The organism is Pseudomonas sp. SIMBA_067 (genome assembly GCF_046534675.1).
GTDB classification, from domain to species: domain Bacteria; phylum Pseudomonadota; class Gammaproteobacteria; order Pseudomonadales; family Pseudomonadaceae; genus Aquipseudomonas; species Aquipseudomonas putida.
The window spans coordinates 149,564-172,269 of sequence record NZ_JAWRYH010000006.1 but is presented as its reverse complement, the minus strand read 5'-3'; the positions used below and the strand labels follow the sequence as shown (position 1 = coordinate 172,269).

The 22,706-nt window shown below is 61.4% G+C and carries 26 protein-coding genes; 13 read left to right on the top strand and 13 right to left on the bottom strand.

Annotation, left to right across the window (positions count from 1 at the left end):
• The first annotated feature begins 59 nt into the window (after window positions 1-59).
• Window positions 60-521, top strand: a complete 462-nt coding sequence (locus SB765_RS15350; protein WP_341795848.1) for a phosphotransferase system, HPr-related protein — start codon at window positions 60-62, stop codon at window positions 519-521.
• Window positions 522-594: 73 nt separating this feature from the next.
• On the opposite strand, the gene SB765_RS15345 is transcribed toward SB765_RS15350, so the two are convergent.
• The 4 genes from SB765_RS15345 to SB765_RS15330 all read right to left on the bottom strand — a co-directional run bounded on the left by SB765_RS15345 (window position 595) and on the right by SB765_RS15330 (window position 4,143).
• Window positions 595-1,554 (bottom strand): lysylphosphatidylglycerol synthase domain-containing protein, encoded by a 960-nt coding sequence (locus tag SB765_RS15345; protein WP_410931528.1) that lies wholly within the window; start codon window positions 1,552-1,554, stop codon window positions 595-597.
• The gene (gene clsB / locus SB765_RS15340; RefSeq protein ID WP_410931527.1) at window positions 1,554-2,756 is read right to left on the bottom strand and encodes a cardiolipin synthase ClsB; all 1,203 of its coding nucleotides are present in this window, start codon (window positions 2,754-2,756) and stop codon (window positions 1,554-1,556) included. The genes SB765_RS15345 and clsB overlap by 1 nt, the downstream gene beginning before the upstream one ends.
• Complete coding sequence (locus tag SB765_RS15335) at window positions 2,753-3,526, bottom strand: endonuclease/exonuclease/phosphatase family protein (protein WP_341795845.1); 774 nt, start codon at window positions 3,524-3,526, stop codon at window positions 2,753-2,755. The genes clsB and SB765_RS15335 overlap by 4 nt, the downstream gene beginning before the upstream one ends.
• 200 nt (window positions 3,527-3,726) lie before the next feature.
• Window positions 3,727-4,143 carry a low affinity iron permease family protein gene (locus SB765_RS15330; RefSeq protein ID WP_341795844.1) on the bottom strand — a complete coding sequence of 139 codons (417 nt, stop codon included), beginning with the start codon at window positions 4,141-4,143 and terminating at the stop codon, window positions 3,727-3,729.
• Between the two features lie 231 nt (window positions 4,144-4,374).
• On the opposite strand from SB765_RS15330, the gene SB765_RS15325 reads away from it, so the two are divergent.
• The 7 genes from SB765_RS15325 to SB765_RS15295 all read left to right on the top strand — a co-directional run bounded on the left by SB765_RS15325 (window position 4,375) and on the right by SB765_RS15295 (window position 11,296).
• Window positions 4,375-5,226 (top strand): STAS domain-containing protein, encoded by an 852-nt coding sequence (locus SB765_RS15325; protein WP_410910521.1) that lies wholly within the window; start codon window positions 4,375-4,377, stop codon window positions 5,224-5,226.
• A gap of 4 nt (window positions 5,227-5,230) precedes the next feature.
• Complete coding sequence (locus SB765_RS15320) at window positions 5,231-5,593, top strand: STAS domain-containing protein (RefSeq protein ID WP_043196515.1); 363 nt, start codon at window positions 5,231-5,233, stop codon at window positions 5,591-5,593.
• Window positions 5,590-5,994: an anti-sigma regulatory factor gene (locus SB765_RS15315; RefSeq protein ID WP_197897583.1), complete on the top strand. Its 405-nt coding sequence runs from the start codon at window positions 5,590-5,592 to the stop codon at window positions 5,992-5,994. Before SB765_RS15320 ends, SB765_RS15315 begins: the two co-directional genes overlap by 4 nt.
• Window positions 5,985-7,001 (top strand): ATP-binding protein, encoded by a 1,017-nt coding sequence (locus SB765_RS15310; RefSeq protein WP_410910522.1) that lies wholly within the window; start codon window positions 5,985-5,987, stop codon window positions 6,999-7,001. Before SB765_RS15315 ends, SB765_RS15310 begins: the two co-directional genes overlap by 10 nt.
• Window positions 6,994-7,866 carry a sensor histidine kinase gene (locus SB765_RS15305; protein WP_341795841.1) on the top strand — a complete coding sequence of 291 codons (873 nt, stop codon included), beginning with the start codon at window positions 6,994-6,996 and terminating at the stop codon, window positions 7,864-7,866. The genes SB765_RS15310 and SB765_RS15305 overlap by 8 nt, the downstream gene beginning before the upstream one ends.
• Entirely contained in the window at window positions 7,856-9,802 is a 1,947-nt protein-coding gene (locus SB765_RS15300) for a response regulator (RefSeq protein WP_410910523.1), read from the top strand. The genes SB765_RS15305 and SB765_RS15300 overlap by 11 nt, the downstream gene beginning before the upstream one ends.
• A gap of 150 nt (window positions 9,803-9,952) precedes the next feature.
• The gene (locus tag SB765_RS15295; protein WP_341795839.1) at window positions 9,953-11,296 is read left to right on the top strand and encodes a cation:proton antiporter; all 1,344 of its coding nucleotides are present in this window, start codon (window positions 9,953-9,955) and stop codon (window positions 11,294-11,296) included.
• Window positions 11,297-11,333: 37 nt separating this feature from the next.
• On the opposite strand, the gene SB765_RS15290 is transcribed toward SB765_RS15295, so the two are convergent.
• Window positions 11,334-11,570, bottom strand: a complete 237-nt coding sequence (locus tag SB765_RS15290; RefSeq protein WP_341795838.1) for a hypothetical protein — start codon at window positions 11,568-11,570, stop codon at window positions 11,334-11,336.
• 186 nt (window positions 11,571-11,756) lie between these two features.
• Here SB765_RS15290 and SB765_RS15285 point away from each other — a divergent pair, with 186 nt between their 5' ends.
• Window positions 11,757-12,029: a PepSY domain-containing protein gene (locus tag SB765_RS15285; RefSeq protein WP_016500096.1), complete on the top strand. Its 273-nt coding sequence runs from the start codon at window positions 11,757-11,759 to the stop codon at window positions 12,027-12,029.
• A 68-nt stretch (window positions 12,030-12,097) separates the two neighbouring features.
• Here SB765_RS15285 and SB765_RS15280 read toward each other — a convergent pair whose 3' ends face one another.
• Window positions 12,098-12,562 carry a hemerythrin domain-containing protein gene (locus SB765_RS15280; protein WP_341795836.1) on the bottom strand — a complete coding sequence of 155 codons (465 nt, stop codon included), beginning with the start codon at window positions 12,560-12,562 and terminating at the stop codon, window positions 12,098-12,100.
• A 139-nt stretch (window positions 12,563-12,701) separates the two neighbouring features.
• Window positions 12,702-13,559 (bottom strand): SDR family oxidoreductase, encoded by an 858-nt coding sequence (locus tag SB765_RS15275; RefSeq protein WP_341795835.1) that lies wholly within the window; start codon window positions 13,557-13,559, stop codon window positions 12,702-12,704.
• Between the two features lie 196 nt (window positions 13,560-13,755).
• Between SB765_RS15275 and SB765_RS15270 the strand changes: the two genes are divergently transcribed.
• On the top strand, window positions 13,756-14,280 hold the full coding sequence (locus SB765_RS15270; protein ID WP_341795834.1) for a hypothetical protein: 525 nt from the start codon (window positions 13,756-13,758) through the stop codon (window positions 14,278-14,280).
• 56 nt (window positions 14,281-14,336) lie between these two features.
• Here the strand turns inward: SB765_RS15270 and SB765_RS15265 are convergent, their stop codons facing one another.
• The 5 genes from SB765_RS15265 to SB765_RS15245 all read right to left on the bottom strand — a co-directional run bounded on the left by SB765_RS15265 (window position 14,337) and on the right by SB765_RS15245 (window position 20,100).
• Window positions 14,337-14,876 (bottom strand): type 1 glutamine amidotransferase domain-containing protein, encoded by a 540-nt coding sequence (locus SB765_RS15265; RefSeq protein ID WP_341795833.1) that lies wholly within the window; start codon window positions 14,874-14,876, stop codon window positions 14,337-14,339.
• Between the two features lie 139 nt (window positions 14,877-15,015).
• Window positions 15,016-16,218: a zinc-dependent alcohol dehydrogenase gene (locus SB765_RS15260; RefSeq protein ID WP_341795832.1), complete on the bottom strand. Its 1,203-nt coding sequence runs from the start codon at window positions 16,216-16,218 to the stop codon at window positions 15,016-15,018.
• Window positions 16,219-16,376: 158 nt separating this feature from the next.
• Entirely contained in the window at window positions 16,377-18,575 is a 2,199-nt protein-coding gene (locus SB765_RS15255) for a xanthine dehydrogenase family protein molybdopterin-binding subunit (RefSeq protein ID WP_410931526.1), read from the bottom strand.
• Window positions 18,572-19,573 carry an FAD binding domain-containing protein gene (locus SB765_RS15250; RefSeq protein WP_341795830.1) on the bottom strand — a complete coding sequence of 334 codons (1,002 nt, stop codon included), beginning with the start codon at window positions 19,571-19,573 and terminating at the stop codon, window positions 18,572-18,574. The genes SB765_RS15255 and SB765_RS15250 overlap by 4 nt, the downstream gene beginning before the upstream one ends.
• On the bottom strand, window positions 19,570-20,100 hold the full coding sequence (locus SB765_RS15245; RefSeq protein ID WP_049273873.1) for a (2Fe-2S)-binding protein: 531 nt from the start codon (window positions 20,098-20,100) through the stop codon (window positions 19,570-19,572). Before SB765_RS15245 ends, SB765_RS15250 begins: the two co-directional genes overlap by 4 nt.
• Before the next feature lie 306 nt (window positions 20,101-20,406).
• Here SB765_RS15245 and SB765_RS15240 point away from each other — a divergent pair, with 306 nt between their 5' ends.
• The 3 genes from SB765_RS15240 to SB765_RS15230 are packed head-to-tail and all read left to right on the top strand — an operon-like array spanning window position 20,407 to window position 22,234.
• Window positions 20,407-21,003, top strand: coding sequence for a hypothetical protein (locus SB765_RS15240; RefSeq protein WP_341795828.1), 597 nt, complete (start codon window positions 20,407-20,409; stop codon window positions 21,001-21,003).
• Entirely contained in the window at window positions 21,003-21,431 is a 429-nt protein-coding gene (locus SB765_RS15235; RefSeq protein ID WP_197897593.1) for a phage holin family protein, read from the top strand. The genes SB765_RS15240 and SB765_RS15235 overlap by 1 nt, the downstream gene beginning before the upstream one ends.
• Window positions 21,428-22,234 carry a DUF3618 domain-containing protein gene (locus SB765_RS15230; protein ID WP_410931525.1) on the top strand — a complete coding sequence of 269 codons (807 nt, stop codon included), beginning with the start codon at window positions 21,428-21,430 and terminating at the stop codon, window positions 22,232-22,234. Before SB765_RS15235 ends, SB765_RS15230 begins: the two co-directional genes overlap by 4 nt.
• Window positions 22,235-22,359: 125 nt before the next feature.
• On the opposite strand, the gene SB765_RS15225 is transcribed toward SB765_RS15230, so the two are convergent.
• The gene (locus SB765_RS15225; RefSeq protein WP_410931524.1) at window positions 22,360-22,527 is read right to left on the bottom strand and encodes a hypothetical protein; all 168 of its coding nucleotides are present in this window, start codon (window positions 22,525-22,527) and stop codon (window positions 22,360-22,362) included.
• Between the last annotated feature and the right edge of the window lie 179 nt (window positions 22,528-22,706).

Genomic DNA, 22,706 nt, shown 5'->3' with positions numbered 1-22,706 from the left:
CTGAATCATTTTCCCCTGGCGGGAGTCGACCGAATGAAGCCCACAGACGGAGAACGTTCATGTCAAAACCCGATGACTCAAGACCCCAAGGCGAGATCGACGACACCGAAGACCGGATGGGCTCAGTCCACGAGCTGGATTTCAGCGAGCGCCGCGATGAACGCCAGGGCCGTATCGGCGACGAGCGTCCGGACCGCGAGGTAAACGAGGAATTCCCGCCCCGGCGTGTCGCTGAAGGTGGCATGACCGGGGGCGAGGCCCTCAGCGACAGCCTGCACGAAGACAATGTCACCCTCGACGACATGAGCCCGGATACGTTGTTCGATGAGAGCGGCGCCCGTGATCCCTACGAGCCGGGAACGGATGATGGCCCGGCGGACAAGACCTTGCGCGAGGTAGGGGCCAACGAGATCGGTGGCGGCATCGGCCTGGACGAGGCTGAACTGGCTCGCTCCGCGCCATTGGATGGCGAACCCTGGACCGATGATGTGGCCTCTGAAGACGACCGCAGAGAGCCCTGATACACGAGCAACGCTGTTTCTGCTTGCACCGTGGGTGCTCGTGCCGCTGTCCGGCACGGGCACCCACGGTGCATCAGCGTTTCTGAGCAGCCAGGCCGGCCTGCTGGCGCAACGCCTTGGCACGCTTTTCGAGGATCAGGTAGGTGACCACCGCCAACAGCAGCGGGATCAGGTAGTACAAGGTCCGATAGCCTAGCAGTGCCGCGACCAGGGTGCCCTGGCCGATCTGGCCGTGGAGCAGGGCAAGGAACACGGTCTCCAGCACGCCAAGGCCGGCGGGAATATGCGCCACTACGCCAGCCACGCAACTGATCAGCAATACCCCCAACACGGAGGGATACATCAGCTCCGGCGGCAGCAGCAGGTGGATCAGTGCCGCCATCAGCGCCCAGTTGCTTGCGCCCAGCGCCACCTGGCACAACGCCAGGCGCAGGCTCGGCAGGGTTACATCATGGCCGCGCAGGCTCCACGTGCGCCGCTTGGCGAAGGCGCATGCGAGCAGGTAAGCCACCGCGACCGCCACCATCAACATGCCAATCAGGCGCAGGCCGCCAGAACCCACCGCCCAGCTTTCGGGCAGCTTGACCAGGCCCAAGGCGAACACCGTGCCGGCCAGCAGCAAATAGCCCATCCAGTTGGTCAACAGGCCCAAGGTGAGGATGCGGGTGATGGTCGCGGTATCCAGCCCCAGCCTGCCGTACAGGCGGTAACGCAGGGCCACGCCACCGACCCAGGTGGTGAAGCTGAGGTTGAATGCGTAGCAGACAAATGCCACTGGCAGCACCTGACGGGCCGGCAGGCGGTGGCCGGTGTAGGCACGGGCGAGCAGGTCGTAGCTGGCGAACACCAGGTAGCTGCACAGCGCCAGCAACAGGCCGAGGGCCAGGGTTGAGGGCCGGTATGCCAGCAGCGACTGGCGCACTTCGTTCCAGTCCAGATTGCGCGCCAGGGTGAACAGCAGCACCGGGATCAGTATCAGGAACAGCACGGTCAGAAGGCGTTTGCCCCAGGTCTTCCTATGTGAATTGGCCATCAGGTTTGGCCCTCGTGGTAGTCGACCGGGATTTCGCTGTCTGCTTGCAGCGACTGCAGGTGTTGCCTGTGTGCAGGGAACCAGCCGGCGATGCGCGGAAAATATCGGGTGAGGTGGAAGCCCAGGAAGATCAAGGGTGCACGCCACCAGTAGCCACGCACCGCACGTTCCAGGGTTACGGTCTTGCAATGCTCCTGGCTCAGCTCGCTCAAGTGGGTGTAAAGGCCATGGTTGAAAGCGCGGTCACGGACTACCAGGTTGGCCTCGAGGTTGAACGACAGGCTCAGCGGGTCAAGGTTGCTTGAGCCCACGGTGGACCAGTCGTCGTCCACCAGCGCCACCTTGCCGTGCAGCGGGCGCTTGCAGTACTCGTGGATGCGCACGTCGTCGCGCAGCAGGTAGTTGTAGAGCAGGCGCGAGAGCGCGCGGACCCAGCGCATGTCCGGTTGCCCCTGGAGGATCAAGGTCACCTCGACCCCGCGCCGGGCAGCGTTGCGCAGTTCGCGCAGCAGGCGATAGCCGGGAAAGAAGTAGGCGTTGGCGACCACGATGCGTCGCTTGGCCTGGCGGAAGGCTTGCAGGTAACAGACCTCGATATCGTTGCGATGGCGACCATTGTCGCGCTCCACCAGCACGGCGCTGGACGGGCCGGCAGCGGCGTTGGTCGGCTCCACTCGGGCCACGCTTTCCAGAACCGGCGCAAGCATTCTGCAGCAGGAGGCGTGCACCTGGGCAACCACGGGGCCGACGACTTCCACCGCATAGTCCTGCTTGGCCTGGGGCCCGAAGTCGCCAAGGTGGTCGGCGCTGTAGTTGATGCCGCCGATGAACGCGCGCTGCCCGTCGATCACCACGATCTTGCGGTGCAGGCGGCGGAACAGGTTGGTGCGCATGCCCGCCAGTCGTGGTTGCGGATCGAACGCGTGAAAGCGCACGCCGGCTGCTGTCATGGAGGAAATGAAATCGTCGGGAAGGTCTGCAGTGCCGTAGCCGTCAACCGCCACCTCGACCCGCACGCCACGCTGGGCGGCTTCGATCAGTGACTGGCGCAAGGCCTGGCCGACCTTGTCGTCGAAGATGATGAAGGTTTCCAGGAGGATTTCTTCGCGAGCCTCGGCCATGGCCTCGAACACGCGGGGATAGTACTGCTCGCCATTGATCAGCAGTTCGACGTGATTGCCGTTGCTCCAGGGCTGCTTCATAGCGTCACCTCGGCTACCAGCGGGGCATGGTCGGAGAGGTGCGACCAGGGGTAGCTGGACAACACCCGCGCCTTGCAGGTTTGCGCATTGCGAAGGTAAATACGGTCCAGGCGCAGCAGGGGCAGGCGGGCCGGAAAGCTGCGCGCCGGTTTGCCGAAGGCTTCGATCAAGTGCCCCGAAAGCCGCGCATCGGCTTTCAGGCGCCAGTCGTTGAAGTCGCCGGCGACGATGACCGGCTCCTCTGGCGGAAGGCTCTCGAGCAATGCCATGAGCAGGCTGACCTGACGCTGGCGATGGTTTTCGCGCAGGCCCAGGTGTACGCAAATGGCATGTAGCTGTTCATGGCCCGGCACTTCGAGCTGGCAGTGCAGCAGGCCGCGCTCCTCGTCGCCATGGACCGAAACGTCCAGGTTGTCGTAGGTGCGGATCGGGAATTTGGACAGCAGCGCATTGCCATGGTCGCCATGGGGGTAGGCCGCATTGCGCCCGTAGGCGAACTGTGGCCACATGCTGTCGGCAAGAAATTCGTATTGCGGGGTTTGCGGCCAGGCCGAGTGGCGCTCGGCATGGTGTTGGTGGCTGCCATGCACCTCTTGCAGGAACACCAGATCGGCGCCGGTGGCACGCACCGCCTCACGCAGCTCTGGCAGGATGAAGCGGCGGTTGAGCGGCGTGAAGCCTTTGTGAACGTTGAGTGTGAGCACCGTCAGGCGGTGCACGGCGGTGACCTTGTCGATAATGCAGTTGGGGGTGGGCAGGGTCCCGTTCATGGCTGCGCCCCCAGCCCCTTGCGGTAGGGCTTGTTGCGGGGTGGGCCATGGCGCCAACCGGAAATACCAATGCAGATTTCGCTCACGAGGGCTCCCTTTCGTTCGTGCACTCATCATTAGCGACCCGCGCAGTGGCAACAGGGTTCAGCAAGGTTGACGAGTGGAAGCGTGATGAAAGCGCTTCGACTGGCCACACCACGCTAGCGCTGCAGGTTATCCCGGGCGGCAGAGTCTCCATCCTCCTCAACAAGCGGCTGTGCGGCCGTTCCACAGCGGCTGCCCATCGCCTCATACGCCTTGCGAAGCTGATGGATCTGGCGGCTGTCGAGCGCTTCGAGATCCAGCACCGACTGCTCCGCAGTTTTTGTAGCGCGGATGAGTTCGTCGAGCTTCACGTGGATCATGTCGTTGTCCCGGTTCTGGGTGTTCTGGATAAGAAAAACCATCAGGAAAGTGATAATGGTCGTCGACGTATTGACGATGAGCTGCCAAGTGTCGTTGTAGTGAAACCAGGGGCCGGATGCAGCCCACATGGCAATCAGCACTACAGCGATGAGGAAGGTGCTCGGTTTACCGGCGTGCTTGGCGAGCCATTGGCAGAATTGCGCGAATTTCATGACTTTTCTCCAGTGATCTATAGCGTGTGACCACAGTGGAGCGCGAAAGCTCTGTAGATGAGGGTGTGCAGCCCACGTACCCCCTGAACTTGGCCTAGAGTTAACGACACAAAAGATGGCGCAATCAATTATCGCTAAGAGCCCCAACTATTTTCATCGGTAGGGGTCATTGTCGAAGCTGGCAAAAAAATCGATGAGCCGGCCAGGCCTTTTTTCAGGAGCAAACCGTACATGGCAGCACTGCAGAACAGCTCGTTCGAAGCAATCGTCGGTAATCAGCCGCAGTTGTTGGCGCAATGGCTCAGCGCCCTGGAAGCCAGCGGCGCGACCCGCAATATCCGTGAGCATGACTTGCGCCAGGAAACCCGAGACTTCCTGCAACTGGTGATCGACGCGCTGCGCAAGGAGGCAGGTACGCAGATTGGCGTAGAAGAATGGGAAGAAACGCGCCATTTCCTCGAAAAACTGTCTGCCAGCCGTGCGCAGGTTGGGCAGGAATCGCACCAGACAGCCAATTTCATCTTCGCCCTCAAAGGCCCGCTATTCACACTGCTGCAGGCCCACTACCGCGACCAGCCCGCGCTGTTGGCCGAACAGCTGTGGGAAATATCCCAACTGCTCGATGCATTCGGCTTGCACACCATCCGTACTTATCAGAAAAACCGCGAAGCCGTCATCAAGCGCCAGCAGGAAGAACTGCTTGAGCTGTCCACCCCGGTGGTCAAACTCTGGGAGGGCGTACTGGCCCTGCCGTTGATCGGCACACTCGACTCGCAACGCAGCCAGACAGTGATGGAATCGCTGCTGCAGCGCATCGTCGATACCGGCTCCGAAATTGCCATCATCGATATCACCGGTGTGCCGACTGTCGATACCCTGGTCGCCCAGCACCTGCTCAAGACCGTGACAGCTATCCGCCTGATGGGCGCCGATTGCATCATCAGCGGTGTTCGCCCGCAGATTGCCCAGACCATCGTGCACCTGGGCCTTGATCTGGGCACGTTGACCACCAAGTCCAACCTTGCGGACGCCTTGAAGCTGGCGCTTTCGCGTCTGGGTACCAGCACTGGCGAGAAGGTGTGAGGCGATGGAGCGTATTCCCATTCTGCAAATGGGTGAATTCCTGCTGGTAACCATTCAGGTCGACATGCATGACCAACTGGCGCTGCGCCTGCAGGACGACCTTACCGACCGCATCGACCACACCTCGGCCCGCGGCGTGCTGATCGATATTTCCGCGCTGGATATGGTCGATTCGTTCATCGGCCGCATGATTGCCAGTATCTCCGGCCTTTCCCGGATCATGGATGCCGAAACGGTTTTGGTCGGTATGCAACCCGCGGTGGCCATCACCCTCGTGGAGCTTGGCCTGACCCTGCCCGGCGTAAGCACAGCACTGAATGTCGATCGCGGCATGCACCTGTTGCGCCAGCGGGTAGGCCACTCATGAGCATCCGCCAAAGCGGCAGCCAGCCGGTACGCCTGGAGCAGGACGTGGTACTGGCCCGTCAGCTGACCCGCAAGATTGCCACCGACTGCGGCATGCGGTTGGTCGACCTCACCAAACTGGTCACGGCTGTCAGTGAGCTGGCACGTAACACCGTGGTATACGGTGGCGGCGGTGACATGGACTGGGAAGTCATCGAGGAAGCCGGGCGGGTAGGCCTGCGCTTGGTATTTCGTGACGAGGGGCCGGGTATCGCCGACGTCAAACTGGCGCTTACCGATGGCTGGACGTCCGGCGGCGGGCTGGGCCTGGGGTTGACCGGCGCGCGCCGACTGGTAGACGAATTCGAACTGGACACCACCCCCGGGCAAGGTACCCGGGTAACGATCACACGATGGGCCTGAACCTGGCAGCGAGTTTGACCCAGGTGCTGCGCCTTGATGACCCCAGCCAGGTCGGCCATGCCCGGCGTGTTGCCCAGAGGCTGGCCGAGCAGCTTGGTTTCACTGCCGCCGACGCCGGCCGGGCGGCCATTGTCGCCACCGAGCTTGCCAGCAATGTGCTCAAGCACGCCGAGCGTGGTGAATTGCATCTTCGCGTTCTTGCGCATCACGCCCACCCGGGTATGGAACTGGTGGCGGTGGACCGTGCACAAGGGTTCGACCTGGCCAACTGCCTGGCCGATGGCTACTCCACCGGCGGCACCCAAGGCATCGGGCTGGGGGCGGTCAGCCGCCTGGCGCAGGTATTCGATGTGCATGCGGACGCGAAGGGCGCGGTGGTACTGGCGCGCCTCTACCGGCAGGGCCATACGGGCAGGGACATACGCATTGGCGTGACCCAGCATTCGCTGCACGATGACCCGGCCTGCGGTGATAGCTGGCATGTGACGCTGGCCGAACAACGTATCAGCGCAGTACTGATCGATGGGCTTGGCCATGGCGAGGAGGCCGAGCGTGCGGCCAAGGCGGGTGTGCAGGCCTTTACCCTGGCGCCCTTCAGCGCGCCGGAGCAGTTGCTTGGCGAACTGCACCATGCCATGGCCGGCACCCGCGGCGGTGCGGTTGCCATCGCCCGGTACGATGGTGCTGTTGACCACCTGTCGTTCATCGGCATCGGCAATATCGGCGCAACCTTGGTCGGCCGCGAACGGCCGCGCGGCCTGGCCTCGCACCCCGGCATCGTCGGTGGGCAATACCGCAAGGGCCAGGTGTTCGACTACGCTCACGTGAAAGGAAATCTGTTGATCATGTTCAGTGACGGCCTGCAGTCGCGTTGGAGCCTGCAAACCTACCCCGGCCTCGTGCACCGCCACCCGGCGGTCATCGCTGCCGTGTTGCATCGCGATTTCTGCCGTGGGCGGGACGATGTGACGGTGTTGGTCATCGACCTGGAGACCGTGCATGGCTGAATCATCCAGCAACAGTGTCGAGCAGGCCGACCTCATCGCCCGCTTGCAGGCGGAAAACCAGGCGCTGCGCGCCGAACTGGAGGACACCAACCAAGGGGTGCTGGCGCTGTATGCCGAGCTGGACACCCAGGCTGAGCAACTGCGCCAGGCTTCGGACCTGAAAAGCCGCTTCCTTTCCTACATGAGCCACGAGTTCCGCACGCCGCTGGGTTCGATCCTGAGCATCACCAGCCTGCTCGCCGACGAGGTGGACGGGCCGTTGAGCAAGGAACAGCAGTTGCAGGTGGCGTTCATCAGCACGGCAACGCGAGAGCTGGGCGACATGGTCGACGACCTGCTTGACCTTGCCAAGATCGAAGCTGGCCGCATTACCATTTCGCCTGCCTGGTTCGATATGCTCGACCTGTTTGCGGCTTTGCGCGGCATGTTCCGCCCGATCGTCGACACCGGCGCGGTGGACCTGATCTTCGAAGAGCCGCAAGGCCTGCCGAAGATGTATACCGATGACAAGAAGCTGGCGCAGATCCTGCGCAACTTCATTTCCAACGCCCTGAAATTCACCACCTGTGGCGAGGTGCGTGTGTCGGCGCAGCTGGTGGGTAGCGACCAGGTGCGTTTTGCCGTGAGCGATACGGGTATCGGGATTGCCCCCGAGCTGCTCGGTGGTTTGTTCGAAGATTTCGCCCAGATTGACTCGCCGCTACAGAAACGCTTGCGTGGCACGGGGCTGGGGCTGTCGCTGTGCAAGCGTTTTGCGGCGCTGCTGGGCGGCGAGGTGGGAGTTGAAAGTACGCCCGGCAGCGGATCATCGTTCTTTGTCATCCTGCCTATGGCGCTGGCCCAGGAGAGCGCTGATGAACGCTGACATCCGCCTGCTGATCGTTGACGACAATGTCGCCACACGCTATGCGCTGCGTCGCCGGCTGGCATTGCATGGATACACCGTGACGGAGGCAGGCACCGGTGGCGCGGGGCTGGCGCTGATCGGTAGCGAGCATTTCGATGCCCTGATCCTGGACGTCAACCTGCCGGACATGAGCGGCTTCGATATCGTCCGCCTGCTGCGTGCCAAGCCCGAGACCGCCTTGCTGCCGGTGATCCACGTGTCGGCGGCGTCGATCCAGACGGGTGACATCATTACCGGGCTAGACGCAGGCGCCGATGCCTACCTGGTTCACCCCGTGGATGCCGATGTGCTGGTGGCCACGCTGCGTACCTTGCTGCGGGTGCGCGACACCGAGCGGGCCTTGCGGGACAGCGAGGCCAGTTTTCGGGAAATCTTCACCAATGTGTCAGCCCCGATCGCCGTAATTGACGACAGGCTGAAGGTGCATGAATGCAACCATGCCTTCGAGCAGCTGACCCAGGACAATCACAACCCCGAGGCGCTGCAGGAATGCTTTGCCGAAGACCAGCAAACCGTCATCGCCGAGTTGCGTCAGCACCTGCTTGCGGGGCAGCGCTGGCGTGGCACGTTGGCCATGCACGTGGGCGGCATGCCCAGGGATACCGAATGGCAGCTATCGCCCTACCGGGCGCCTGGGTTGTGCCTGGTGTTCGTCGAAGACGTCACCGAGCATCGCCACCGCGAGCGCTCGCACCTGGCGCGCCTTGAGGACGCCAACACCCAGTTGGCCCGGGAAACGGCCCAGCGCGAACAGACCGAGGCGCAGCTGCTGCAACTGCAGAAGATGGATGCCCTGGGCAGTCTTACTGGTGGCATCGCCCATGACTTCAACAACCTGTTGACCGGCATCATCACCAGCCTGGAGCTGATTCGCAAACGGGTGGCAGAGAGCCGTATCGAAAAGGTCCCTGCATACGCCGACGCGGCCCTGAGCTCTGCCATGAGCGCTGCCTCGCTGACCCATCGGCTGCTCGCCTTCGCACGGCAGCAGCCTCTGGACACGCGGCCGGTGGATATCAACGAGCGGGTACGCTCGCTGGAAGAACTGATCAACCGCACCATCGGTGAGAGAATCGTGCTGAAACTGGAGCTGTCCCGTGAGCCGACGATCGCACTGGTAGACCCGATCCAGCTGGAAAGCGCGGTGCTCAACCTGGTGATCAATGCCCGCGATGCCTTGGCCAAGGGCGGGCATATCTGGGTGAATACGGCGGCGAGCTTCTCACTCGGCGACCCCAACCTGCAGGACGGCCCTTATGTTGCGGTGACGGTACGCGATGATGGCTGTGGCATCGCGCCAGAGCTGCTGGAAAAGGTATTCGACCCGTTTTTCACCACCAAGCCGTTAGGGCAGGGTACCGGGCTTGGGCTGTCGACCATCTACGGTTTTGCTCGCCAGTCGGGCGGACACGTGGCGATCCACAGCGTGCCGGGGCGGGGCACTGAAGTCATCCTCATGCTGCCCGCCAGCAACCAGCAGGAATCCTGCGAGCAGCGCATACCGCAAGCCGATCAGCAAGGGGCCGGTGAACATGTGCTGGTGGTGGAGGACATGGCCTCGGTACGCCTGTCAGTGGCAGAAGTGCTGGCCGATGCCGGGTACCGGTGCACCTTGGCCGAAACCATCGAGCAGGCACTTGACCATCTGCGTGAAGAGGCCGGCATTCAGTTGCTGCTCACCGATGTCGGCCTGCCTGGGATCAGTGGGCGCGAGCTTGCCGATATGGCGCGGGCCTATCGCCCAAGGTTACCGGTGCTGTTCATGACCGGCTATGCGGAGACGGCCCTGGACCGCCAGGCGTTTCTGGGCAGTGGAATGGACATGCTGATCAAGCCGTTCCAGATCAGCGAACTGCTCGCCAAGGTACGCCGGGCACTTGATCAGGCGACATGAAGGGCATGGCTGATTGTTTCGGCGTTGCTTCGACTGTGTGGGCTCAAGCCGCGAATACCGGCCAGCCCGAGTCGGGTTATCGCAGTGGAACGACGCGTCGTAACGGAAAGTCAAAAGCTGATCGACAACTCTACCAGGCTACCTGCGCAGATGACCTTCATCGTCTGGTTCGCCATGCTGGGCATGGTCTTGCTGCTACTCGCGCTTTCATCCTCCTATCTACGCTGGATGCCGGTGACATCCTCTGTGGTGTGCCTTGCCCTGGGCGTCGGGCTCGGATCGTCCGGGCTGGGCTTTCTTCATCTGGATGTCAGCAAGTCCAGTGAATGGATGGAGCACCTGACCGAGGTCGCGGTGCTTTTTTCGCTGTTCTTCAGCGGTTTGAAGCTGCGCCTGCCCTTGCATGACCGCCGATGGTTGGCCGCGTTTTACCTGGCAGGGCCTGTGATGATGATGTGCATCGGTGGCGTAACGCTGGTGTTGCACTACGGCCTGCACCTGGAATGGGGTGTTTCGGTGCTGATCGGGGCGATCCTCGCACCCACAGACCCAGTGCTTGCGACACTGGTGCAGGTGGCCGATGCCCAGGACGAAGATCCTGTGCGTTTCAGCTTGTCCGGGGAGGCGGGCCTGAACGATGGAGTGGCCTTTCCCTTTGTCATCCTTGGGTTGTTCCTGCAACAGAACACCGGGCAGGCCTGGCTCGCTGACTGGTTGATGAAGGACATGCTATGGGCAGTAACTGCTGGTTTGCTTCTTGGCTACTGGATGGGGCGCGGGCTGGGCAAACTTACGCTGTTCCTGCGGCTGCGTAACGACGACAGTACCGTATCGCCCAATGATTACCTGGCCTTGGCATTGATCGCGCTGGCCTATGTGCTCGCCGAATCGATTCAGGCCTACGGGTTTCTCGCGGTGTTTGCTGCGGGGCTGGGCTTGCGCCAGGCGGAGGTTCACACGTCCAGCAGCCCACAACAGCCGGCCGCCGAACACCTTGTGCAGCCGGTGGTAGGCCATCAGCATGTAGCGCCGGAGTTGGCCGTGACAGGTGATGTGAAAGGGCTGGACGATTCTCAGGTTGCAGCGGGGATCATGCTGGGGGACATGCTGGCCTTCGGAAGCCTGATCGAGCGAGCAATGGAGGTGTTCCTCGTGACCTTGCTCGGGGTGGTGCTGATAGAGCATTGGGACTGGCGGGCGTTACTGGTCGCCGGTGCGTTGTTCCTGCTGATTCGTCCCTTCAGCATTGCCCTGTTCCCCATTCGGGGGCTGGTGGATATTCGGCAACGTGGGCTGCTTGGATGGTTTGGCATCCGCGGTATCGGCAGTTTCTACTACCTTTTCCATGCCCTTAACCATGGGCTGCTCCCAGGCTATGCGGTACTGAGCACCAACCTGGTGTTGTCAGTGGTGGCGTTGAGCATCCTGCTGCACGGGTTGAGCGTTCAGCCGCTGCTTGCCCGATACGAAGCATGGAAGAAGCGGGCGTCATGAGGACATGGACAGTGCCGGGTGGGCGCTGGCAGTAATATCAGCGAGCGCCACCGGCGTTAATCCACACTGCATATGCCGACTTCAATGCTTGTGGGAGGTGAGGCAGTTCCCGCTTCATCGCTGTCCGCCCTTGAGCGGTGGGTACCCACTCCGTCAACCAGGCGACCAGCAATACCCGGGTAAGGGGGCAGGGCGCCACCTGGCGTTCGAGCTCATCGGCGATCTCGCCGAGCCATTCGAGCTCTGCGTCCAGTTGCATGATCGGATCAGTCATGAAAGTCGCTCCCTGGATTCAAGCGGTACCTGACAAGAACAGAGTGTTGTACTGACAGTAAGGTTCAGTGGCCCCGTAATTATCGACTAGCGCTGGAACAGAACTGCCTGGGAATAGCGCTCCGACTGAACCTGCATCGTGTCGGCCGGGTCGCATGTTCACATTCACAGCAAAAGGAAGTTGGCGATGAAAGCGATGACTCGACTGTTCACTGGCTTGGCATTGGTAGGTGCCATGGGTGCTTCTTGCGCGTGGGCTGATACGCCCGGTGCTGACTGGAAGGTCAGCAAGGATCAGGCTGAAGCCACGTTGAAAGGCGCCGGCTACACGCAAATTACCAAGATCGAAGCCGACGACGGCCACTGGGAAGGTGAAGGCATGAAGGCTGACGGCAAGCAGTACGAATTCCAGGTTGATCCGCACGACGGCAAGATCATCAAGGATGAACTGGATAACTGATCGCCTGGTGGTGAAGGGTTGCCCGCGCTCGCCTAGCCAGATCGCTGATCCGGCTAGGCGTGTTTGATTCAAGCGGCGGGCCGCTCGCTCTTGAGCACTTTTTTCTGGGTCTCCATGGCGCGCCCCAGCGCCTCTAATTGATCTTTACCGAGCAGCTTCTTCGCGGTGGGGAAGAGCTCGCCTTCCTCTTCCTCGATGTGATGCTCAAGCAGCTCTTTCATCACCTTCACTCGACCTGCGAATTCGAGCGTGCCGGTCTGGGTTTGAAGCAGGTCAGGGAGTACCAGTGCGTCAACTGTCCGGTGTTCTTCTTTGGCCTCGTAATACATCTTGGCCTCCTCTTTACCACCGGCTTGCTTGATCGCTGGATAGAGAATGTCCTCTTCCAACGCGGTGTGGACTTGCAGTTCCTGCTCAATGCGGTGCAGCAAGTCAGCGCGTTTTTTTACAGCACGTTCAGTGGTCGATGAGAGTTCTTCCAGCAGTTTCTTGACCACTTTATGATCTTGAATCAGCAGATCGATGGCATTCATGGAGGTACCTCGTCACGGGCGGATAAATACTGGCTTCCCAGGAGTTGAGTGGCCGACAGCGGCAGGGTTCAACAAGGATGATGATTGGCGTAGGGCCGATCTGTTTCGAGGCCAGCCACAGCTGGCCTCGGTATTGTCATCAGAGGATGGGTTTCCCGCCGGTTACTCCGTACCGTGAGCCCGAGATGTAACTCGCTTCATCAGAGCCCAACAAGACGTAGATCGGGGCTACTTCCACCGGTTGCCCAGGCCGCCCCATCGGGTAGCTCGAACCGAAGTTTCTGACGGCTTCATCGGGCATGGTGGCAGGAATCAGCGGCGTCCAGATCGGGCCGGGTGCTACGCTGTTGACCCGAATGCCTTTCTTGCCCAACAGTTGGGCAAGGCCTGCGGTGAAGTTGGCAATGGCGCCTTTGGTGGCGGCATACGCCAGCAGGCTGGGTGACGGATCGTCAGAGTTGACCGAGCTGGTGTTGATGATCGAACCGCCTCTTGGCATCGAGGGCAACGCCCGCTGGCAGATGCGGAAAATGGCGGTGATGTTGGTATCGAAGGTCTTCACCCATTCATCATCGTCAATCTCGTCCAAGCCCTCATGAGCCATCTGGAACGCGGCGTTGTTGACCAGAATATCGATACGACCGAACTGCGCCACGGTCTTGTCGACGATGTCGTAGCAGTGCTGTTTCTGCGCAAGGTCGCCTGGCAGCAGCAGGCATTGGCGGCCAGCGGCTTCGACCCAGCGCGCCGTCTCCTGCGCATCTTCGTGCTCATTCAGATAGGCAATGGCAACGTCAGCACCTTCGCGAGCGTAGGCAATCGCTACTGCACGCCCGATCCCGCTGTCGGCGCCGGTGATCAAGGCGATTTTGCCTTCCAGGCGGTTGTGGCCGGTGTAGGTTTGCTCACCACAATCCGGATACGGTTCCATTTTGCGTTGTGAGCCCGGCACGCTTTGTGGTTGGGACGGGAATGGAGGGGTAGGGTAGTCGATCATGGAAGATGCTCCTGCAGTTGGGAACGGTCATTACCGTTCGAAGCGTGCGCGAAGCCAGCGTTTAGGTGGGTCATCGGTCTACGCGACGAGCGGTTGGCAAGCGCATTCCCAATGAATTTTCGGTCAGCAGAGTACTCTATCCCTGACGGGTCTTGCGCTGTAATGGGCGAGGCATACGATATCCAGGAGTATCCACGTGCCTCGAATCATCACGCCCACCACGCCGGAACACGAAATCGACCAAAGGAATGCGAAGCTGTTCGGTACGCCGAAAGAGCGGCTGGATTTCTATCGGCGCGAAATCCAGTATGAAACCACCATTCTGGCCAACCGCACTGACGCTTATCTCGCTGCCCAGTCGTTCCTGGTGATCGCGTTCGTATCATCGATGAGCAACCTGAACCAGAGCTGGGGCGAAATGTTCACCTTGATGGTGCCGGCTTTTCTCGCACTGCTTGGCGTGCTAAGTACGTTGAATGCCTGGCCAGGCATCCGTGCCGCCTTCCGGATCATCGAGCACTGGCAGATGAAACAGAGCCACTTGCTGCGCAGCGAGCCGATGATGGGCCTGGCCTATGACGAGTCGCCGTTGTTCTGCGAGGCAGAAACCTCTCAGGCGGGGCACCGCAAATCACTGCTGTTTTCCCTGCGCACGCCCTGGATCTTCCTGTGCTTCTGGATTTTGCTGGGCAGCTATTCGGTTTATATCCAGCTGGCATGACCAGCGCCTTCTGGTCGGCGTCAAATGCGACCAGGGGGCGCTGGAAAGAAGCACACTCAGCTTGCCAGTGCCTTGATCAATTGCTCATTGAAGGCGGGGATATCATCTGGCTGGCGGCTGGTGATCAGGTTGCCGTCCACCACCACCTGTTCATCTACCCACGTGCCACCCGCGTTGCGGATGTCGTCCTGCAGTGTCTTGTAGCTGGTCATGCGCTTGCCTTTGGCCAAGCCACTGGACACCAGCAACCAGGCACCGTGGCAGATGACGGCCAGCGGCTTGCCAGCCGCGTCATGGCTTTTTACCAGATTCTGCGCGGCAGAAATGATGCGGATGGTGTCGGAGTTCTGCACGCCGCCAGGCAGCACCAAGGCGTCGTAGAGGTCGAGGTCGGCGCCCTCGAACGTCGCATCTACGGTGAAGGCGTCGGCGGGCTTGTCATGGTTCCAGCCCATGACCGTACCTTCTTTTTCGCCCAGAATATCAACCACCGCACCGTTGTTTTCCAGTGCCTCGCGCGGGCCGGTCAGTTCCACCTGCTCGAAGCCATCAGTGACCAGAAACGCCACGCGTTTGCCGTTCAGTTGTGCACTCATCGTTTAGCTCCTTTTACCTATAGACCTCAGATAGGGGCCGGCACGGCGAGGTAAAGTTCCAGCGCGGTGCTCAGCGGCTCACATCAGCGGTGCATGCGTTGCGAGCGGGTGATGAAAAAACTTCGAGGCCATGTCCCCTTCATATGTGGTCAGGGCCCAGGGTGCCCGCCGCAGCGCCTGGTACGAGGATGACCTTGCGGCAGTCGTCCTGCTTCTGATCGAACATCTTGTAGCCCATGGCCGCTTCTTCGAGTGCCAGGCGGTGGGTGACGATCAGTTCCGGTTGCAGGCGTCCTGCCTGGATGTGCTCCAGCAGCTCCGGTAGGTATTTCTGGACATGGGTCTGGCCCATCTTGAAAGTCAGACCTTTGTCGAAGGCGTCGCCGAACATGAAGGCATGGATGAAGCCGGCGTAAACACCTGGGACGCTGACAACGCCGCCGCGACGCACTGCAGCAATGCTCTGGCGCAGCGCCTTGCCGCTGCTACCTTCGATCTTCAGTGCCGTCATTACTGTTTCGGCAGTGCTGCCTTTGGCTTCAAAGCCAACCGCATCGATTACCGCATCAACGCCACGCATGCCTGACGTGTGACGGATGATGCTGTCAGCGGGATCGTCGTCCTGCTCAAAGTTGATGGGGACAACACCGTAAGCTTTCTGGGCATACGCCAGGCGGTAATCGTTGTCATCGACCATGAAGATGGTCTGGGCACCGAGCATTCGTGCACAGGCGGCACTCAGCAACCCCACTGGCCCGGCGCCGTAGATGGCAACCGATGAACCCTGGCCAATCTCGGCATTGATGACCGCCTGCCACGCGGTCGGCAGAATATCGGACAGGAAAAGGACCTTGTCATCGGCCAGGTCGGTGGGGACCTTGAAAGGGCCGACGTTACCTTTGGGTACCCGGACGTAGTCAGCTTGACCGCCAGGGATGCCGCCATATAAATGACTGTATCCAAACAGTGCCGCGCCCGGAGGAATGCCCTTCTTGTTGACGATTGAGCCGCGCCCGGTGTTGGTGGTTTCGCAGGCGGCAAACAGATCGTGCTGACAGAAGAAACAACTGCCGCAGGCGATAACAAAGGGAATTACTACCCGGTCGCCAATCTGCAGATTTGTAACTGCACTTCCGGTGTCCTCGACGATTCCCATGAACTCATGGCCGAAGATATCCCCGGCTTCGGTCTCCGGAATTTTTCCTCGATACAGATGTAGGTCAGAACCGCAGATCGCTGTGGCGGTGACCCTGAGGATGATGTCGTCTGCTTCCTTGATAATGGGATCAGGGACGTTATCGACCCTGACGTCGTTTGCTCCGTGGTAGGTCAGCGCTCTCATGGACGTCAGCTCCTGCAGCCGTAAGGTTTCTGGGCGGGTATGCAAGGGAAGCCATGTGGGGCATCAAAGTTCACACCAACAAGTCCGACGGTATGAAAGCTGAGGGGGTTGAGTTCGATACTGGCCACCAGGACGCCTGGTTCCGAGCCCCCGCCGGATCACAGCACTTTGTCGAGTGTGATCGGTAACGCCCTTACACGCTTGCCCGTAGCATGGTAGACAGCGTTGGCCACCGCGGCAGCCACCCCGACAACGCCGATTTCACCCACGCCCTTGGAGCCCAGTTCATTAACGATGTCATCGTTCTCTTCAACGAAGATCACCTCGATATCCCCAATGTCTGCGTTGACCGGGATGTGGTATTGCGCCAGGTCGTGGTTGACGATGCGGCCCAGCCGATGGTCGGTTAACGCCTCTTCGTGAAGGGCCATGCCCACACCCCACACCACGCCTCCCAGGATCTGGCTGGTTGCAGTCTTTGGGTTGACCACCCGTCCTGCCGCCACGGCGCTGACCACCCGGGTCACCTTGATGGTGCCGAGGTCCTCGTCAACGTGGACTTCCACGAACACCGCCGAATGAGTGGCGGTGGAGAACAGTTGGCGCCTGGCGCCTGGCTCGGCATCGATCTGCACTTCGAAACCAGCACCCGCGGCTCTGGCGACGATGTCTCCCAAGGCCAGGCGAAGGCTGCCGGCGTACAGGTAGCCATCAGCGAAAACGATCTGCTCCGTGGGTGTATTGGCGAGCTCTGGGTATGTGTTGCGCGCGTGTTCCAGCACTTTGCTGCGTAGCACAAGGCAGGCTTGACGCACGGCCGAACCCACTGACGACACGGTGAACGATCCGCCCTGAAGTGGCGCAGTGGGCAGCGAGGAGTCGCCCAGCACGAAGGTGATATCCTGCACCCTGACCCCGGCAGCGTCGGCGGCGATCTGAGTCATGACGGTGTAGGTGCCGGTTCCAATGTCGGTGGTGGCGCTGCTGACAGTCAGCTGGCCCTGTGCATCGATGCGGGCCTTGGCGCTGGCTTTCATCTGCATCGCTTCCCAGACGCCGCCAGCCATGCCCCAACCCACCAACTGATGGCCATTGCGCATGCTGCGAGGCTGCGGGTTGCGGTTTACCCAGCCGAAACGGTCGGCGCCTTGCTGGTAACACGCCAGCAACTCCTTGCTGGAATAGGGCTTGCCCTCGTTGGCATTGTTGGCGGCGAAGTTGCGCCGGCGCAAGTCGAGCGGGTCGATCTGCGCTGCGCAGGCGAGTTCATCCATGGCGCATTCCAGCGCTATCATCCCGGAGGCAGCGCCGGGTGCGCGCATGTCCAGCGGGGTGTACACATCCAGTGGGGCCAAGCGATAGCTGAGCGCAACGTTGTCACACTGGTAGAGCATGCCGCTCCATTCCACCAGATGCTCGGTGAAGTCCTCGAAGCGGGATGTCTGGCCAAGTGCATCGTGGGCAATTGCCAGCAGCCGGCCGTGCGCGTCTGCGCCCAGGCGCAGCCGCTGTTCGGTGCGGGGCCGGTAGCCGAAGGTGAACATCTGCTGGCGCGTCAGCGTGACGCGCACCGAGCGTTGCAGGTGCAATGCCGCCATCACTGCCAACGGCAGCTGGTACTGCGGGCGCAAGCCCGAGCCGAAGGCACCACCGACAAATGCCGCACGCACCCTGATGTCGGCCTTTGGCAGGCCGAACACTTTGTGCAGATAGTCCTGGCAGTTTTGCGTACCCTGGGTCTTGTCGTGGATTTCCAGGGTGCCGTCCATTTTGTAGAGCACGGTCGACGCATGTGGCTCCATCGGGTTGTGATGCTCATTAGCGGTCAGGTAAGTGGCATCTACCTGCAGCGGTGCACCGGCGAATTGCGCGACAAAGTCGCCACGCGGTGCCGGTGTCTCGGCCGGTGCTTCATGCGATTGCGGGCTGGCACCCAGGTCTGTCTGGTGGGCCTCTTCTTCATACTCGATATTGATCAGCGACCCTGCATACCGCGCCAGTTGCAAGGTGTCAGCCACCACCAGGGCCAACGGTTGCCCGCTGTAGAGCACGCGGTCGTTGAACAGCGGCCGAAACGGCGACCCCTCGGCCGAGTCGGCGTCACTGTAGTCGTCGTCGTAACCGGAAATGTGCGGCCGGTGGCGATGGTCGAGCACGGCGATCACCCCGGGCACGCGGGTTGCCAGGGTACTGTCGATCTTGAGTACCCGGCCTCGGGCGATGGTGCTGGACACGACACTGCCATGAAGCAGCCCGGCCTCGGGGTACTCACCCGCATAGCGTGCCTGCCCGGTTACCTTGGCCACGCCGTCCACGCGGTCCAGGGGCGTGCCGACCAACGGTGTGGTTCTGTTCATGGTCGTGCCTCCCTGCCTGCAGCGCCCAGCGCCGCCTCGTTCAATGCCCGCACGCTAGCCCGCTGCGCGAGCGTTACCTTGAAACCGTTGTGGCTCAGGGGCTGTGCACCTTGCAGCAGCATTTGCGCGGCCTGGGTGAAAAGCGCTTCGCAAGGCACCTGGCCGATCAGCATGCGCTCCACATCCGGAACTCGCCAAGGCTTGTGGGCAACACCGCCCAGGGCCAGGCGAGCCTGCTGTATCACCTCGCCATCGAAGCGCAGGGCAGCGGCAACCGACACCAGCGCGAATGCATAGGATGCCCGGTCCCGAATTTTCAGGTATCGGTAGTGGTGCTCAAATAGCGGGGGCGGCAGCTCGATGCCTGTCACCAGTTCATCGACTGCCAGCTGATTGTCGCGCTCGGGGGTGTCCTCGGGCAGGCGATGGAAATCTGCGAAGGGTATCTGGCGTTCACCGGACGGCCCTTGTACATGCACCACGGCTTCGAGCGCTGCCAATGCCACGCACATGTCCGAGGGGTGGGTCGCGACGCAGGCAGCGCTGGCGCCAAGAATGGCATGGATACGGTTCAGGCCATCACGCGCGGGGCATCCGCTGCCGGGTTCACGTTTGTTGCAGGGGGTGCCGGTGTCATAGAAGTAGTAGCACCGGGTACGTTGCAGCAGGTTGCCACCGGTGCTTGCCATGTTTCTCAACTGCGGGGATGCCCCTGCCAGGATGGCTTCTGACAGCAGTGGATAGCGCTGCTGGATCATCGGATGCCAGGCCAGGTCGGCGTTGCTGACCAATGCGCCGATCAGCACGCCCGCGTTGGCGGTGGCGTGGATACCGTTCAGCCCAATGCCTGAGATGTCGATCAGCCGTTCGGGCCGAACCACGGTCTGCTTCATCAGGTCGACGAGGTTGGTACCACCGGCAATGAAGCGCGAGCTGGGGTCTGCCAGGCTGATTGCCTCGCTGACCGATGCAGGCTTGTGGTAGCTGAAAGGCGTCATGGGTTCGTCCCTCCCTGGGTGGCTTGGGGCCGGTCGTTCATTGACGGCAGGGCTTCCTCCACTGCAGCGACGATGTTGCTGTAGGCACCGCAGCGGCACAGGTTGCCGCTCATCTGTTCGCGAATGGCCTGGGGGGTATTGGCATGGCCTTCGTTTGCCAGGCCCACTGCGGAGCAGATCTGGCCCGGGGTGCAGTAGCCGCACTGGAAGGCATCATGGCGGATGAAGGCGCGTTGCAGGGGGTGCAGTTCGCCGCCGCTAGCCAGCCCTTCGATAGTCACCAGGTGGGCGCCTTCGCACATGACGGCGAGGGTGAGGCATGCATTGATGCGCTTGCCATCACGCAATACCGTGCAGGCCCCACACTGGCCGTGGTCGCAGCCTTTCTTGGTGCCTATCAGGTCCAACTGCTCACGCAGCAGGTCGAGCAATGTTGTCCAGGGAAGGACCAGCAGTGATCGGGGCTGACCATTGATGGTCAGGCCAATGCGGTGCTCTTCGGCACCCACGGGGGCGGTTGCGCTCATGGAAGGTCCTCACGGTCAGGGTTCGCACAGTTGGCTGTGTCTCTGTCGTGCGACCGGCCGGGCCGGAAAAACGTTCAGCCGACTTGCCAGGCTGCAGCGCAGCACCCTCTCTCGCGCTGATTACCATTGCGGCCCAAGCCTCGGCCCCGGGTTCAGTGGCTGGGGTTGATCGTGCCGTTTCATTTTGATCGCCAGGTAAGCGTCATAGATCACACACGCTGAACTACCGCCGTCCCGCCTGCGTCCTCCGAATGAATGCCCAGTAATGAGGGCATTCGCTCATTACTCAGTTACGAGGGCGTAACGATGGACAAGACCGATCAAGGCTCGACGTCTTCACCCGGCAGCACTCAGGATCACGCGCAGGCCATCACCGATGAGGCCGGTGCGCTGCTAGGTGAAGCCAGGCAGAAAGGCAGCGAGCAATTCGAGCACTACCGCGATACCGCAGCCGATCAGCTTGATTCGCTTGAGCAAGGCGCACGCTCAGCCGCGCAAGCACTGCAAGAAAACGACACCTTCGGGTTATCGCAGTACCTGAGCCAGGCAGCTGGGTGCGTGGGCGACTTGGCCGCGCAGCTGCGTCATGAAAACGCCGAGAGCCTGCTGCAGCGCGGTGCCCAGTTGGCACGGAGCAACCCGGCGCTGTTTTTGGCCGGTAGCGTCGCACTTGGCTTTGCCGTGTCGCGGTTCATGCGGGCCAGCGCTACTCATGGTCAGGCTACCGCTGCGTCATCGGACGATTGGCGCCACCCCCGGCCTGCGCAGCCTGTGACGCCGGATCGCGGTAGCGACGTATCCACCCGCAAACCTTACACCCCCATCGACCCGATCGGGCCAGGCGCCGGTACGCCGGTCAGTGGTAGCCCGTTCGAGCGTGATCCACTCAAAGGAGGTGAATGATGAACAAGGACCCCTTGCAAACCACCCCGGGATTACGCTCGGCGGACGAAGACGCGGTCGGTGTCGGTGGCCTGCTGCGTCAGCTGATGCGGGAAGTACCGGAGCTGTTCACCAAGGAACTGGCGTTGGCAAAGGCCGAGCTTCAGCACAACCTGGCTACCCTGAAAGCCGGGACGGCGGCCGTTGCAGCGGGGGCTGTGGTGATTCTGGCGGGTTTCATCATCCTGTTGCTGGCGGCAGTCTATGCCCTGGCAATGGTGGTCGAGCCCTGGTTGGCTGCGTTGATCGTCGGCGCAATTACCGTGGTGATCGGTTTCATCATGCTGCAGTCGGGCAAGAAGCAGTTCGAGCCCGCGCATCTGGCACCTGATCGCACCTTGCATGCCATGCAACAGGACAAGGATACGTTGAAGAGGAAACTGCCATGACCACTTCCTTCGAACATGACGCGCACAAAGACCCGGACCTGCTCGAGCAGGAAATCAACGCCAGGCGCGAGCACATCAGCGATCTGGTGGATGCCCTCGAACAGCGCCTGAGCCCTGGCCAGATGGTCGATCGGCTATTGGCCTATGCAAAGGGCAATGGCGGTGAGTTCTTCCAGAACCTTGGCACCACGCTCAAGAACAACCCCGTACCCGCTACCCTCACCGTACTGGGCCTGGCCTGGCTGGGCTTGAACCAGAACCGCCCCTTCAACCCCGGGCCCGCGCATCAGGGGCCTGGGTTGGGTGAGAAGATCGCAGACGCAGTGGACACGGTGAAGGATGCCTTTGCCCATGCAGGGGAGGCGGTGCACGATGCCAGCCAGGCGGTGCGCATGAAAGCCCATGACGTGCGTGACCGGGCAGGTGAACTTGGCAGCAGTGCGCGGGACTCGATGGGTGCTTCTGCAGATAACCTGCGTCACTCAGCGCACAAGGTCGCAGACCAGACCACGGCGCTGAAAGGGCAGTTCGATCAGATGCTCCACGAGCAACCGATGGTATTGGCCGCCTTGGGGATAGCGCTGGGCGCGGCATTGGGGGCGGCGTTGCCCAGTACCCGCAAGGAAGATGAACTGATGGGCGCCAGTAGTGACCGGTTGACCGACGCGCTCAAGGCCAAAGGTAGCGAGTTGAAGACGTCGGTCGAAGAATCGATGGATCAGGCGGGTGGCAACGCATCGGCGCGAGAAGGGGGCAAACCGGAAGGCACTGACCTTTCTGACGGGCTTGGCTTCACGCCTTGAGCCTGATGGATGTTCACAGGCAGCTCCATGGGGGGCCGTCCCTTAGGAGGATGGCCCTCACCGCCAAGCAGGTGCAGGACCGGGTTGCCGCTGGCAGCAATTGAGCTCGGGCGCCGCCAGCGCTGTCACCTCACGGTACCGGTACGGGTGAAACTCACACAGAATGATGTACCCGTTTCGTTCGTGGAACTCACTGCCACATTGCCGTCATGGGCCCTGGCTATTTCCCGAGCAATGAAAAGGTCAAGACCTAAGCTTCTCAGGTCAGTGTCCAGCTTGCTCACTCTGGTCATTGGCTCAAAGAGGTTACCTACCGAAGATTCGGATATGGCTGTGCCCCCCCATACCTGCGCCTTCCTGCTTGTGAATCACTTTTGCCTGCGGGAAGGCAACGCGTAGCTCCTTCACGCTTCGCTCAATGACCAGGGGCAGATCGGGCAGGAGCCCGTTGCAGGCGAACAGCAGAGGTGGC